The sequence below is a fragment of the Mycobacterium sp. genome (genome assembly GCF_049585075.1).
Lineage (GTDB): Bacteria > Actinomycetota > Actinomycetes > Mycobacteriales > Mycobacteriaceae > Mycobacterium.
This window is the reverse complement of the sequence record NZ_JBAUZA010000002.1, coordinates 1-14484: the sequence shown is the minus strand read 5'-3', so window position 1 is coordinate 14484 and position 14484 is coordinate 1. Positions and strand designations below refer to the sequence as shown.

Here is a 14484-nt window from a genome sequence, read left to right as displayed (position 1 = left end):
CAGTTGGCCGGCCAGCCAGGGCAGCGCCAACGCGAAAGCCCGACTTGCAAACGGCCAGTCGTGTTTGCCCGGCTGGGCGACAATCGCGCAGTCGATGCCGTTGGCGCGTCCCAGTTTGCACAGCCGCTCGGCGGCGGCGGTCTGGTCGTTGGTGTAGCCGATGTGGTCTTGACCGCCCAGCCCCACCGCACCGTCGTCCACCGAGAGATTGCGGTACCGTTTCGGCGCGTTATCCGACGAAATGTCGAACCAGCCCGAGACGTCGTCGTATCGGCCGTGCCGGGTGATCACCGTCGCCGGGTCGAAGGCTTCCCACGCGACGGGGTTGCCCCCGAACAACCGAACGATGGTCTGCGCCTTGGTTCCGGCGTCCGGGCCCATGTTGCCGGCGATGTCGACAAACGAGCTGAACAGCTCGGGATGCATGACCGTGAGATCCACCGCGCAGGTCCCGCCCATCGACCAGCCGACGACGCCCCAGTGAGACGCTTCGGAGCTGACGCCGAAGTTCGAAACCATATATGGCACAACGTCTTTAGTTAGATGGTCGGCGGCATTTCCGCGGCTCCCGTTGACGCATTCGGTGTCGTTGTTGAATGCTCCGCCGGAGTCGACGAAGACGAATACCGGAGCGTTGCCGTCGTGGGCGGCCGCCAGTTCGTCGATCGCCTTCACCGCATTGCCGGCCCGCGCCCAGTCGCCGGGCGTGTTGAACTCGCCGCCGATCATCATCACCGTCGGCAGCTGTGGCGGCGGGGTACTGGCAAACCACGCAGGCGGCAGGTAAACCAGTTCGCCGCGATGCTTGAAGTGCGACGCGTCGTCGGGGATCGTCACCGGCACCAGGCTGCCGTGTTGAGGCTGCACACCGCGGGCCGCCATCGCGGTGACGGCGGCCAGGTCCGTCTGATCGGGCAGCGGCCCTGCGGTGAGCTGGTTCAATGCGGTCTGCACGGTGGGGAAGTAGCCGACCCACAGGTTGAGCACCAGTGCCGCGCTGAGCAGACACAGCGGCACCGCCAGCAGCGACGCGCAGCGCCGCCACCAGGCCGTGCCACGCCAACCCAGGAACAAGATCACCACCGCTGCGCCGCTGCAGGCGATCCACCACCACAACAAATGCGGCGCCGGGTCGTCGGCAAGGCCGTCGGTGGTGATGTACCAGTGCGCCCAAGCAGCCACTCCGACACCGACGGCTGCCGCTGCCGGCAGCCACACCAGCCGCCAGCGGCGCGATCGCCACCCGACCGCCAGCAGCAGCACCGTCACGCTGATGGCCTGGACCGTGCCCGGAATCCAGCCGTGCATCAGCGACGTGTGGTGCTCTGCCGCTACTGAAAAAGCGAGGTTCGTCGTTGAACCCGTCACATAGTCCATTGTGCTGTTATTGCGCGCGTTGAGCACCTGTTTCATTCATCGGTTGCTCAATCGGTATGCACCCAGTGGCGTGGGCTACCGCGGCTTCGCCAGTGGGAACGGAAGCGTCTCACGGATGCTGCGGCCCGTGATGAGCATGACGACGCGGTCGATCCCCATCCCCAGACCTCCGGTGGGCGGCATCGCGTATTCCATCGCCTGCAGGAAATCCTCGTCGAGCTCCATGGCTTCGGGATCTCCGCCGGCGGCCAGCAGGGACTGCTCCTGCAGTCGGCGTCGCTGCTCGACCGGGTCGGTGAGCTCGCTGTACGCGGTGCCCAGCTCTACGCCCCATGCCACCAAATCCCAGCGTTCGGCGATGCCTGCTTTGCTGCGATGGGGTCGGGTGAGCGGCGACACTGACAACGGGAAGTCGATGTAGAAGGTCGGTCGCTCGGTTCGAGCCTCGACCAGATGCTCGTAGAGCTCCAGCACCACCGCGCCGGCGTCCCAGCGCGCCAGGTAGGCGATGTGTGCGGCGTCGGACAGTTTGCGCAGCTTGGCCAGACTGGTGTCAGGGTCGACGTGCTCGCCAAGCGCCTCGGACACCGCCTCGTGCACGGTTTTCACCGGCCACACACCAGAGATGTCGACTGCTTCGAAGCCGCCCCCGGGGGCGCCCGGGCGGGGTCGCATCACCACTTGCGCGTCGTTTGCGGCCTGGGCGGCGTTTTGGATCAGCTCTCGGCAGCCGTCGATCCAATCGGTGTAGTCGGCGTGCGCCTGATAGGCCTCCAGCAGGGTGAACTCGGGATTGTGACTGAAGTCGACGCCCTCGTTGCGGAAAGCGCGGCCGAGCTCGAACACCCGCTCCACTCCGCCGACGCACAGTCGCTTCAGATACAGCTCGGGCGCGATCCGCAGGAACAGGTCGAGGTCGTAGCTGTTGATGTGGGTATTGAACGGACGAGCGGCGGCACCGCCATGAATTTGTTGCAGGATCGGCGTCTCGACTTCCAGGAAACCCTTGGCGTGCAAGGTTTCTCTGATGGCGCGCAGCACGCTGCTGCGCGCCGCGATCAGCTGGCGCGACTCGGCATTGATCGCGAGGTCGACGTAGCGACTGCGCACTCGCGCTTCCGGATCGGTCAACCCCTTCCACTTGTTGGGCAGCGGCCGCAAGCACTTGCCGATCAGTCGCCAGTTGCGGACGATCAGTGACCGGGTCCCGGTCTTGCTGTATCCCATCTGTCCGGTCACTTCGACCAGATCGCCGAGATCGATCGCCTTGGTGAAATCCCCGGTGCGCCCGCGCTCGAGAACTGAATTCTCCAGTAGCAGTTGCACTTCGGCCGACCAGTCGCGCAGCTGAGCGAACAGCACGCCGCCGAAGTCGCGGATGCGCAGCACCCGGCCGGACACCGACAGCGTCGTCTGGTCGTCGCTGCCTAACGCCTGGGCGATCGTGTGGCTGGGTGCCTGGCCCACCGGGTAGGCGTCAACGCCACGGTCCTGCAGCATCTTTAGCTTGGACAGCCGAACTCGCATCTGTTCTGGCAGCCGGCGGCCGCCTTCGTCGCCGGCTGCCAGGTCGTGCCGCTGCAACGCCTCGACGTCGGGTGCTGAGCCGTCGTGGTGCAAAAGCCCGCTCGTCAACAGCGTCGGCGGCACCGACGGGTGATGCCCGGTGTGGTGTTCGTTGCGCCGAGTGAACGGCAGCACCAGGAAGCCCTCGGCGATGACCGAGGCGACGCCCACCCGGGGGATCATCCGGGCGTCCTCGTAGCAGGCGTACCGGGGCACCCAGTCGGGTTGATATTTCATGTTCGAGCGGTACAGCGTCTCTAACTGCCACCACCGCGAGAAGAAGATCAAGAAGCCTCGCCACAATCGCGCCACCGGGCCGGCGCCGAGTTGGGCGCCCTGCTCGAAGGCGGACCGGAACATCGCAAAGTTCAGCGAGATACGGCTGATGCCGATTCGCTCAGCGTGTAGCGCAAGCTCGCTGACCATCAGCTCGATGGTCCCGTTGGGGGAGTGCGGAGAACGACGCATGAGATCGAGCGAAACGCCGTTGCGGCCCCAGGGCACCAGCGACAGCATCGCCACCACCGTGCGGTCGGGCTTGACGGCTTCGACCAGTAGGCAGTCGCCGTCGGCTGGGTCGCCGAGTCGACCCAGCGCCATCGAGAACCCGCGCTCGGTTTCGGTGTCTCGCCATGCATCGGCGTTGGCGACCACCCGCTTCATCTCGGCCGGTTCGATGTCGTGGTGTCGGCGGATCCGCACCGTCAGCTCGGCGCGACGCGCCCGGGTTGCGGCCTGGCGCACGCCGCGCATCTCGCGGCCGGAGAGCCCGAAGTCGGCGGTGTGCAGGATGGCCTCGTCGCCCAATTCCAGCGCGTTGAGGCCGGCGTGGCGAAACGCCCTTGCCCCTGCCGAACTGGCACCCATGTTCCCGGGCGTCCAGCCATAGGTCTGGCACAGCGCCAACCACGCGTCGATGGCCTGCGGCCACGCGCGTGGGTCACCTATCGGGTCTCCGCTGGCCAGGCACACTCCGACCTCGACGCGGTAGGTGATCGCGGCGCGGCCGCTCGGCGCAAAAACTACCGACTTGTCTCGGCGAGTGGCGAAGTAGCCCAAGGAGTCGTTGTTGCCGTAGAGCTCGAGCAGCGCGCGAATCGCGGATTCGTCCTCGCCGGTGAGTGCGTTTTCGGCGCGCTGTGATCGAAACAGCACGATCGCGGCGACCATCAGCGCCATCGCGCTGAACAAGCCGAACAGCGCGTTGAGGAAGACGTGCGGCCGACCCACAAACGTGCCGGGATCGGCGACGGCGAATCCGACCACCCGGTTCACCACATACAAGAACCGGTCATCGCGGGCCAGCGTGCGGGGAAAGGCTTCGACCAGTGACCAGGACAGCAGGATTCCGATTGCCCAGCCGGTGAGCAGCACTCCGGCCGCCTTGATCAGCGCACCGGAGCGGACCTTGGCCCAAAACTCTCGGTAGGCCAAGACGAGCACCAAGAGTGCAGCCAGATGGAAACCGAGCCCGAAGGTCTCGCCGATCCTTCTCAGCGGGGTGACGTCATCGGCGGTCAGGCCGGCGATGTTCAAGCCGGCGGCCAACAGCAGGTTGAGGACCAGTAGCCACCAGCCGATGCGTTTGCGCGCGGTAAGGGCGCCGGCCAGCAAGGCCAGCACGAACGACCACGCGAAGCTGGTGTCCGGAAAGTTGAACAGGTAGTCGTTGATGAATTCCCGTGGCACCTTGATGGCCCACCGGATCACCGGCGACACACTGGCGATCAGCGACAGCGTGGCGATAACGCCGACCGTCCACCCGGCCGCCGCGGGCACCCAGCGCAGCCGGGAAGTCGACCGGCTCCGCGGGCGAGACGCAGTGAGGGTCACAGACCGCGAGGATATTCGGTTTTGCTATGGAATTTCTATGCTCAGACGGGACGGAATTGGTCGCGTCGGCTGCTCGCCGGTGCTGGTGAGCCGGGCGCGGCGTCGTGACTGCTAAACTGTCATCCGCGACCGTCTCCGGCGAAGTCCAGAGACAGCAAGTGGAGTCCCACTCCCACCGTTGGCCAAGAAGGGCTCAGCGGTCCGGTCACTGGCACACCAGCGGTGTGCCGGTTCTGCATCACGCAGGCGGCTTCTGCCGTGATCGGTCGGCACCGGGCCCTGCTTACGCAGGGCTTTTTTGCTGATGGCGTGGCTTTTCCACTGTTGAATCTCTGACGGGCCAGGTGGCGGTGGCGGTTGGACAACATTTAACCCAGGAGGCCCCATCAGCACTGAGACCCGCGTCAACGAACGCATCCGCGTACCTGAAGTCCGTTTAATCGGCCCAGGAGGGGAGCAGGTAGGCATAGTGCGTATCGAAGATGCCCTCCGCGTCGCCGCGGATGCCGATCTCGACCTTGTCGAGGTTGCGCCAAACGCCAGGCCACCGGTCTGCAAGATCATGGACTACGGCAAGTTCAAGTATGAGGCGGCGCAGAAGGCGCGCGAGTCTCGCAAGAACCAGCAGCAGACCGTCGTCAAAGAACAGAAACTGCGCCCCAAGATCGACGATCACGACTACGAAACCAAAAAGGGCCACGTGATCCGATTTCTGGAGGCGGGATCGAAAGTCAAGGTGACCATCATGTTCCGCGGACGTGAGCAGTCGCGGCCCGAATTGGGCTACCGGCTACTACAACGCCTGGGCTCCGATGTCGCCGACTATGGATTCGTCGAGACGTCGGCCAAGCAGGACGGGCGCAACATGACGATGGTGTTGGCACCCCACCGCGGCGCAAAGACTCGTGCGCGTGCGGCCGAACAGGCCAGTGGCCCCACACCGCAGCCCGCACCGACCACCGATACCGAACCATCGCCGAACTGATACAGACAGACAGAGGACTGAAAGACAGATGCCCAAGACCAAGACCCACAGTGGCGCGTCGAAGCGATTCCGCCGCACCGGCACCGGGAAGATCGTGCGTCAGAAGGCCAATCGCAGGCACCTGCTCGAGCACAAGTCGAGCCGCCGGATGCGACGCCTGGAAGGGCGTACCGCCGTGTCTGCCAACGACACCAAGCGGGTCAACAAATTGCTTAATGGCTGACCAGCGCCCATAACCAAGGCAGCGGCGTAACACCCATTACGTCCAGACGACGATAGGAACACCCATGGCACGCGTAAAACGGGCAGTCAACGCCCAGAAGAAGCGGCGCACCATTCTGAAGGCTTCGAAGGGTTATCGCGGCCAGCGATCCCGCCTCTACCGCAAAGCCAAAGAGCAGCAACTGCATTCACTGAACTACGCGTACCGCGACCGCCGTGCGCGCAAAGGCGAGTTCCGCAAGCTGTGGATCTCCCGGATCAACGCGGCGGCCCGCGCCAATGACATCACCTATAACCGGCTGATCCAGGGCCTGAAGGCCGCCGGTGTCGAGGTTGACCGCAAGAACCTCGCAGAGATTGCAATCAGTGACCCGACGGCGTTCACCGCGCTAGTCGGTGTCGCTCGAGCCGCTCTGCCCGATGACGTCAACGTGCCTTCCGGAGAGGCTGCGTAACCCGGTCCGGCGGTTGACGGTTTAGCGCCCGGTGCTCACCGAACGATCGGCCCGGGTGGTCGCCGCGGTCAAACTTCACCGGCAGGTCGCCCGGCGCCGAGCGCGGCGCTTCCTGGTGGAAGGCGCGCACTTGGTTGAGGCCGCCGCTGGGCGTGGATTGATCCGCGAAGTCTTCGTCACCGAGGCGGCGGCGCAGCGCTACGCGGCTCTTCTCGACGGTCAAGAAGCCGCGGTTAACCTCATCACCGAGCGCGCCGCAAAAGCCTTGTCGGACACGGTGACTCCGGCTGGTTTGGTGGCGGTGTGCGAACAGCCCAGCCTCAGCCTGGACGATGTGCTGACCGATGCGCCGCGGCTCGTCGCAGTGGGAGTGGAGATCGGCGAACCAGGCAACGCGGGCACCTTGATTCGGATCGCCGATGCGATGGGTGCCGCAGCGGTGGTGTTCGGCGGGCACAGCGTCGACCCGTACAACGGAAAATGTCTGCGCGCGTCGGCAGGCAGCATCTTTGCCGTCCCAGTCGTCGTCGCGCCGGATGTCGGTGCGGCGGTCAGCGCGCTGCAGGCTAGCGGGTTGCGGGTATTGGCCACGACGGTGGACGGTGAGTTGTCCCTCGACGATGTCGAGCTCGCCGCGCCGACGGCATGGCTGTTCGGGGCCGAGTCGCACGGCTTGTCACCTCAGCTGGCCCAACAAGCCGACATCCGGGTGGCCATTCCGATGTCTGGTGGTGCGCAGAGCCTCAATGTGGCTGCCGCGGCAGCGATTTGCCTCTACCAGAGCGCACGCGCCCAGCGGGCGGCCCGTAATCGTTAGGCGGCCTTGCCGCGACCCCGCGCCGGCCGCAGCCCGGCCAGCGAAAAAGTGGTGTGCACCAGCGATCCGGCACGCTCGATGATGCTCTTGGGCAGTGGGGTACGGGGCGGGAAGTAGTGCATCGGCAACCCGCGGCGGTCCCGCGGCGGCGCCATGAAACTCGGCGCCTCCACCAACGGCGCATCGACTGCGGCGCGGCCTTCGGCCCGTCGATAGGCGGCCAGCGCACGTGGATGCAACCGGATCTCGTCGGGTACCGCGAGAAACGCCAGCTCGACCATTTTGCCGAACAGCCGCAGCACCACTTCGTCGCCTGGAGTCCATCGCATTCCGGCCTTCTCGCGAACAGCAGGCTCGAACAGTCCGGCCGCGATCCAGCGTTGCCCCGCTACGAGTGGCTTGAAAAGTTGGTCCCACACCGAGGTGGGCATCAGCACGAATTTCGGTTTGGGAATGCGTATTTGGAAGATGTCCAGGGTGGCCTGATTGATCTGCAGCTCGTCGCGGCAGACCCGTTGCCAGTACTCCTGGAAGTCCTCCCACGACTTGGGCACCGGCCGCATGCTCATTCCGTACATCCGGTACCACTGCACGTGCTCATCGAACAGCTGACGCTTTTCGGCTTCGGTCAACCCGCCGCAGAAGTACTCGGCCACCTTGATCACCAACATGAAAAACGTTGCGTGCGCCCAGTAGAACGTCTCCGGGTTCAGCGCGTGGTAGCGGCGGCCGGTCGCATCGACGCCCTTGATGGTGTGGTGATACTGCTTGATCTGCTCGCCGGTCCGGGCGGCGCGATTGCCGTCGTAGACGACGCCCATGATCGGATACACCGACCGCGCGACCCGTTGCAGCGGTTCGCGCAACAGGATCGAGTGCTCCTCGACGCCGGCGCCCAATTCCGGATACATGTTCTGGATCGCGCCGATCCAGACGCCCATCATCCCGGTGCGCAGGTCACCGAAGTACTTCCAGGTCAGCGAGTCCGGTCCCAGCGGAGCGCCCGCCGGTTTGCCCTCACCGTGCTCGACCGTCTCGGGCGCGGCAGTCGTCACCGACGACAACGGCGTGATTGGCGTCATGGTCATCACGGCCTCCTGGTCGGAGATGAGCGGTGACTCCACGATAATGTTGACAACAGATGTTGTCTATCATTTCCACGGGCGCGGCGACACGCTGTTATCCACTCTCGACCCGTGCGTCGTAAGCGCGTGATCAGCCGGTTTGTTGCGAGACGTGGCGTACACCACGACCGCGGTCGTTGCCGGTCTGTCCGGACAGCACTTACCCTGGGCGCTGTGGAACTCGGGCCCTACGAGGCGTCCGGCGAGCCCGAGCAAACGGCGACCACGCCGGATTCGCCTGGTTTACGACAACAGTCGCCTAGGCCGCTACACCGGGCAACGGAATGGTTGCGCACCAGGAACCAAAGCCCGGGCGTCATTGAACTGATCCGTCGAGCTCGTCGCGCTTTGCCTGGCGATCCGGAATTCGGCGATCCATTGTCAACAGCGGGCGAGGGCGGCCCGCGTGCCGCCGCCCGGGCCGCGGGCCGGCTGTTGGGTGAGCGCGGTGGCGCGTCTCGAGAATTCGGTCTCGGCGCATTGCAGGTGTGGCAGGCGTTGACCGAAGGCGTCTCAAGACGCCCGGCAAACCCCGAGGTCACTTTAGTTTTCACCGATTTGGTGGGTTTCTCGACGTGGTCGTTGCAAGCCGGTGACGAGGCGACGCTCAAGCTTTTGCGGCGGGTGGCGCGAGCGGTGGAACCGCCACTGCTGGATGCCGGCGGGCACATCGTCAAGCGAATGGGCGACGGCATCATGGCGGTGTTCGCCGACCCGCTGGTCGCCGTCGGCGCGGTACTCGCCGCCAAGCGGGCATTGAAGTCCGTCGACGTCGACGGCTACCAGCCGCGGATGCGGGTTGGAATTCACACCGGGCGCCCGCAGCGCTTGGCCTCCGACTGGCTCGGCGTCGACGTCAACGTCGCCGCCCGGGTCATGGAGCGCGCGACGCGGGGCGGAGTAATGGTGTCGGGCGCCACACTGGACGCGATTTCGGAGGCGGATTTGGAAGCATTGGGCGTCACCGCCAAACGGGCGCACCGACCCGTCTTCGCAGGTAAAACGCCCGGACTGCCGGCCGATTTAGCCATTTACCGTCTTAAAGTCAAGGCCGAAACTGTCAGGGATCTTTCAGGTTTGGACGGTGCAGACGACGACGATTCGCAGGCATAGTAGATAGCGATGATTTTCGGCTTTTTGTCGCGGGTGGCGCGCGTCCGGATCACGCTCGGCTACGCGTTCGCCTTGATGTCCGTCAGTGTCGCGCTCGTGGTGCTCGGCCCACGGGTGCGCGAGCACGTGATTGGGCAGGCCAGCACCAACCTGCACAACCTGGCACACGGGCACCTGGCGACCCTGTTCGGTAGCGCATTCATCACCGATTCGGGGCCCATTTGGTTTTGGCTACCTTGCTTGGTTTGCCTGCTCGCCCTGGCCGAGCTGACCTGGCGCAGCGGACGGTTGGCCTTGGTGTTTGTCACCGGGCATGTCGGCACGACGCTGCTGGTCGCCGCCGGACTGACCGCGGCGATCGAATTTGGCTGGTTGCCGATGTCGATCTCCCGTGCCAGTGATGTCGGCGTGAGCTATGGCGCGGTGGCGGTGCTGGGCGCGCTGACCGCGGCCGTCCCGCGCGCCTGGCGGCCGGCCTGGATAGGTTGGTGGCTTCCTGTGGGCATCGCGTCTGCGGCGCTGGGCGACGACTTCACCGATGTAGGGCACTCCGTCGCCTTGGTGCTGGGCATGCTGGTCTCCACCCGGCTGGTAGGCCCGGCCCAGTGGACCCGGCTGCGCTACGCATTGCTGGGGGTGGGTGCGAGCTTTGGATTCCTGATGTTGGCGCACGGACAGTGGACGAGTCTGGTCGGCGGCGCCGTCGGCCTAGTGGGCGCTTTGGCGGCTGTCGCGATTGCCCGCGCGCGTGCGATGCGCCGCCAGCTGCCGGTGGCCGCGTTGGCGGCTCCTGCACCGGCCCTCAACGGCTGACGCCTATTCCGATCGCCCGGGTGCGTCGGACGGCGAAACGGGCCGACGGCTTCCCATCGCCGCTGACGTGACCACATATGATCGGCACTTGCGCGTCACGCCGTGCCGCGAATCCCCGAAGCACCACAAGGAGAGTGTCGCCGCGTGGGTGACAAGCCCCCGTCAACGGAAGTCCTGTCGCTGGAGGCGTTGACCGCAGCGGTCGACGCAGCGCGGCAAGCGTTCGCAGCTGCGGCAGACCTCGATGCACTGGCACGCGCCAAAACCGAGCACCTCGGCGATCGTTCACCGCTGGCGCTGGCCCGCCAGGCGTTGGCCTCGGTGCCCAAGACCGATCGTGCCGACGCCGGTCGTCTTGTGAACAGCTGCCGCGGCGACGTTCAACAAAGTTACGACGAACGACTGGCGGCCTTGCGCGCTGAGCGGGACGCCGCGGTGTTGATCGCCGAGCGCATCGACGTGACGTTGCCGTCGACCCGCCTACCGACCGGTGCGCGGCACCCGATCACGATTCTTGCCGAGCACGTTGCCGACACCTTCATAGCGATGGGGTGGGAACTGGCCGAGGGGCCAGAAGTCGAGACCGAGCAGTTCAACTTCGATGCGCTCAACTTCCAGCCTGACCACCCGGCGCGCGGCGAACAGGACACCTTCTATATCGCTCCGGCCGGCTCACGACAGCTGCTGCGCACCCACACGTCGCCGGTGCAGGTGCGCACGCTGCTCGAGCGTGAGCTCCCGGTGTATATCGTCTCGATCGGTCGCACATTCCGCACCGACGAACTAGACGCCACGCATACGCCGGTCTTCCATCAGGTGGAGGGGCTGGCGGTGGATCGGCGTCTGTCGATGGCCCACCTGCGCGGAACCCTCGACGCATTCGCCCGGGCCGAGTTCGGACCGCAGGCGCGCACCAGGATTCGTCCGCACTTCTTCCCGTTCACCGAGCCGTCCGCGGAAGTCGACGTGTGGTTCGAGAACAAGAGGGGAGGCGCCGGCTGGGTGGAGTGGGGCGGCTGCGGAATGGTGAACCCGAATGTGTTGCGCGCCGTTGGTATTGACGCGCATATGTATTCCGGCTTTGCGTTCGGGATGGGGCTGGAACGCACCCTGCAGTTCCGCAACGGCATCCCCGACATGCGTGACATGGTCGAGGGTGACGTCCGGTTCTCGCTGCCGTTCGGGGTGGATGCCTGATGCGTGTCCCCTACAGCTGGTTACGCGATGTCGTCTCGGTCGGCGCCCCGGGCTGGGATGTACTGCCCGATGATCTCGAACAGACGCTGCTGCGCATCGGCCACGAAGTCGAAGAAGTGATCACGCTCGGCCCGGTCAGCGGACCACTGACCGTTGGACGGGTGACCCACATCGACGAGCTCACCGAGTTCAAAAAGCCGATCCGCGCCTGCAAAGTCGACGTCGGCGAGCACCAGCAACGCGAAATCGTCTGCGGTGCAACCAACTTCGCCGCAGGCGACCTCGTCGTGGTGGCGCTGCCCGGAACCACGCTGCCCGGTGGCCTCACGATCACTCAGCGAAAGACCTACGGTCACACCTCCGACGGCATGATTTGCTCGGCGGCCGAACTCGGTTTGGCCACAGACCATTCCGGCATCCTGGTGCTGCCGCCGGGAACGGCTGAACCCGGAGCGGTCGGTGTCGAGGTGTTGGGCCTCAACGATGTCGTCTTTCACCTGGCTATCACCCCGGATCGGGGTTATTGCATGTCGGTTCGCGGTTTGGCCCGAGAGATCGCCTGCGCCTACGACCTGGACTTCGTCGACCCGGCCTCCAGCGACGTGGTACCAGCGCTGCCTCGCGAGGCGGACGCGTGGCCGTTGACCGTGCAGCCGGAGACTGGTGTGCGCCGGTTCGCGCTGCGCCCGGTGACCGGGATCGACCCGACCGCGGTGTCACCGTGGTGGTTGCAGCGCCGGTTGCTGCTCTCGGGTATCCGGGCCATCTCGCCGGCCGTCGACGCGACGAATTACGTGATGCTGGAATTGGGCCATCCGATGCACGCGCACGATCTCAAACGGATCACCGGCGGCTTCGCGGTGCGGTTCGCCCGATCCGACGAGACCGTGGTCACCCTCGACGACATCGAGCGCCGGCTCAATCCGGCCGACGTCCTGATCGTCGATGACGTCGCGACCGCGGCGATCGGTGGCGTGATGGGATCGGGTAGCACCGAGATGCGCGACGACTCGACCGACGTCCTGTTGGAGGCCGCGGTGTGGGATCCGGCGGCGGTGTCCCGCACCGCGCGGCGGCTGCACCTACCCAGCGAGGCCGCCCGTCGCTACGAACGCGAGGTCGACCCGGCCATCTCGGTGGCGGCGCTGGATCGCTGCGCGAGATTGCTCGCCGACATCGCCGGCGGCCAAGTGTCTGAAAAGCTGACCGACTGGCGCGGCGACCCGCCGCGAGACGACTGGGCCGGCTCGCCCATCCGCATAGCCGCCGACTTGCCGGACCGCACGGCCGGCGTGAGCTATCAGCCAGGCACGACAGCCCGGCGACTCGCTCAGATCGGCGCCGCGGTGACCGCTGATGGCGAAACCCTGACCGTGACGCCACCCAGCTGGCGGCCTGACCTGCTGCAGGCGGCCGACCTGGTCGAGGAGGTGCTGCGGCTGGAGGGCCTGGAGCGCATCCCGTCGGTGCTGCCGGCGGCACCCGCCGGACGCGGCCTGTCGGCCAACCAACGGCGCCGTCGCGCGATCGGAAAGTCGCTGGCGCTGTCGGGCTACGTGGAAGTCTTGCCGACGCCGTTTCTCCCGGCCGGCGTTTTCGACGCCTGGGGCCTGCCCGCCGACGACCCACGGCGGCACACCACCCAGGTGCTCAACCCGCTGGAGGCCGACCGGCCGCATTTGGCCACGACTTTGCTGCCGGGTGTATTGGAAGCGTTGGCGCGCAACGTGTCCCGCGGCATCGTCGACGTCGCGCTGTACGCCATCGCGCAGGTGGTGCAGCCGACGGAGCTGACCAAAGGCCTCGCGCTTATCCCGGTGGACCGCCGTCCCACCGACGAGGAAATCGCCGAGCTCGACGCCACGCTGCCACGCCAACCCCAGCATGTCGCCGCGGTGTTGACCGGGCTGCGGGAACCCCGCGGCCCCTGGGGCGACGGCCGGCGAGTGGAAGCGGCCGATGCGTTCGAGGCGGTCCGGATCATCGCCCGTGCCAGCGGAATCGACGTGGTGCTGCGCGCGGCCCAATATCTGCCGTGGCATCCAGGCCGCTGTGCCGAGGTGCTGGTCGGTGAAACGCTCATCGGCCATGCCGGGCAGCTGCACCCCGCGGTGATCGAGCGCTCCGGTTTGCCCAAAGGCACTTGCGCGGTCGAACTGAACCTCGACGCCATGCCCATCGTCGAGGCACTAACGGCGCCGCGGGTTTCGCCGTTCCCGGCCGTGTTCCAAGATGTCAGCCTCGTAGTGGACGCGGACGTCGCCGCTCAGACGGTCGAAGACGCGGTCCGTGACGGTGCCGGGGAGCTGCTGGAGGGTGTTTGGCTATTCGACGTCTACACCGGACCGCAGGTCGGGGAGAATCGCAAGTCGCTGACGTTCGCGCTGCGGTTCCGCGCGGCCGATCGCACACTCACCGAAGACGAGGCCAGCGCGGCCCGCGACGCGGCGGTGCGCTGTGCGGCGGAGCGGGTTGCCGCCGTGCTGCGCAGCTGAATCCTCGCCGCAGAATGAATTTGCAACGATATGCATAGTCATGCAACGATTGGCAGCGTGACCCAGGGGATACGTGCGGCGGTGGCCGGCGCCAGCGGCTATGCGGGAGGCGAGATCCTGCGGCTACTGCTCGGGCACCCGGCCTACCAGGATGGTCGGCTGACGATCGGCGCGGTGACCGCCGCCGCCAGCGCGGGCAGCACCCTGGCCGAGCACCATCCCCACCTGTTGCCGCTGGCGGGGCGGGTGCTCGAGCCCACCGACGTCGATGTGCTGGATGGCCACGACGTGGTTTTCCTCGCGCTTCCGCACGGCCATTCGGCCACGTTGGCGCAACAGCTCAGCCCCCAGACGCTGGTGGTGGACTGTGGCGCGGATTTCCGTCTGGCTGACCCAAGCGCATGGCAGCGCTTTTACGGCTCCGAGCACGCCGGCAGCTGGCCGTACGGGCTACCCGAGCTGCCCGGCGGGCGAGAGTCGCGCCGCG

General features: G+C 66.2%; 11 protein-coding genes and 1 pseudogene. 9 read left to right on the top strand and 3 right to left on the bottom strand.

Annotation, left to right across the window (positions count from 1 at the left end; all coding sequences use genetic code 11):
- Together WB785_RS00095 and lysX are read right to left on the bottom strand one after the other, a co-directional pair.
- On the bottom strand, positions 1-1377 hold a 1377-nt coding region (locus WB785_RS00095; protein ID WP_424076670.1), incomplete at its 3' end, for an alpha/beta hydrolase.
- A gap of 75 nt (positions 1378-1452) precedes the next feature.
- A complete protein-coding gene (lysX, locus tag WB785_RS00090; RefSeq protein ID WP_424076669.1) occupies positions 1453-4791 on the bottom strand; it encodes a bifunctional lysylphosphatidylglycerol synthetase/lysine--tRNA ligase LysX in 3339 nt (1112 codons plus the stop codon).
- A gap of 370 nt (positions 4792-5161) precedes the next feature.
- On the opposite strand from lysX, the gene infC reads away from it, so the two are divergent.
- The 4 genes from infC to WB785_RS00070 all read left to right on the top strand — a co-directional run bounded on the left by infC (position 5162) and on the right by WB785_RS00070 (position 7255).
- A complete protein-coding gene (gene infC, locus WB785_RS00085; RefSeq protein ID WP_424076668.1) occupies positions 5162-5761 on the top strand; it encodes a translation initiation factor IF-3 in 600 nt (199 codons plus the stop codon).
- Positions 5762-5789: 28 nt separating this feature from the next.
- A complete protein-coding gene (gene rpmI, locus WB785_RS00080; protein WP_424076665.1) occupies positions 5790-5984 on the top strand; it encodes a 50S ribosomal protein L35 in 195 nt (64 codons plus the stop codon).
- A 64-nt stretch (positions 5985-6048) separates the two neighbouring features.
- On the top strand, positions 6049-6438 hold the full coding sequence (gene rplT / locus WB785_RS00075; protein ID WP_424076664.1) for a 50S ribosomal protein L20: 390 nt from the start codon (positions 6049-6051) through the stop codon (positions 6436-6438).
- Positions 6439-6469: 31 nt separating this feature from the next.
- Positions 6470-7255, top strand: a complete 786-nt coding sequence (locus WB785_RS00070; RefSeq protein ID WP_424076663.1) for a TrmH family RNA methyltransferase — start codon at positions 6470-6472, stop codon at positions 7253-7255.
- Here the strand turns inward: WB785_RS00070 and WB785_RS00065 are convergent.
- Positions 7252-8337, bottom strand: a complete 1086-nt coding sequence (locus WB785_RS00065) for an oxygenase MpaB family protein (protein ID WP_424076667.1) — start codon at positions 8335-8337, stop codon at positions 7252-7254. The two genes, WB785_RS00070 and WB785_RS00065, sit on opposite strands and share 4 nt — an antisense overlap.
- 330 nt (positions 8338-8667) lie before the next feature.
- Between WB785_RS00065 and WB785_RS00060 the strand changes: the two genes are divergently transcribed.
- From WB785_RS00060 to WB785_RS00040, 5 genes and pseudogenes are all read left to right on the top strand, one after another.
- Positions 8668-9492 (top strand): adenylate/guanylate cyclase domain-containing protein, encoded by an 825-nt coding sequence (locus WB785_RS00060; RefSeq protein ID WP_424076666.1) that lies wholly within the window; start codon positions 8668-8670, stop codon positions 9490-9492.
- 9 nt (positions 9493-9501) lie between these two features.
- Positions 9502-10305, top strand: a complete 804-nt coding sequence (locus tag WB785_RS00055) for a rhomboid-like protein (RefSeq protein WP_424076662.1) — start codon at positions 9502-9504, stop codon at positions 10303-10305.
- 144 nt (positions 10306-10449) lie between these two features.
- Entirely contained in the window at positions 10450-11502 is a 1053-nt protein-coding gene (gene pheS / locus WB785_RS00050) for a phenylalanine--tRNA ligase subunit alpha (RefSeq protein WP_424076661.1), read from the top strand.
- The gene (gene pheT, locus WB785_RS00045) at positions 11502-13997 is read left to right on the top strand and encodes a phenylalanine--tRNA ligase subunit beta (RefSeq protein WP_424076660.1); all 2496 of its coding nucleotides are present in this window, start codon (positions 11502-11504) and stop codon (positions 13995-13997) included. The genes pheS and pheT overlap by 1 nt, the downstream gene beginning before the upstream one ends.
- Before the next feature lie 57 nt (positions 13998-14054).
- A pseudogene (locus tag WB785_RS00040) lies at positions 14055-14484 on the top strand (N-acetyl-gamma-glutamyl-phosphate reductase); the annotation flags it as partial.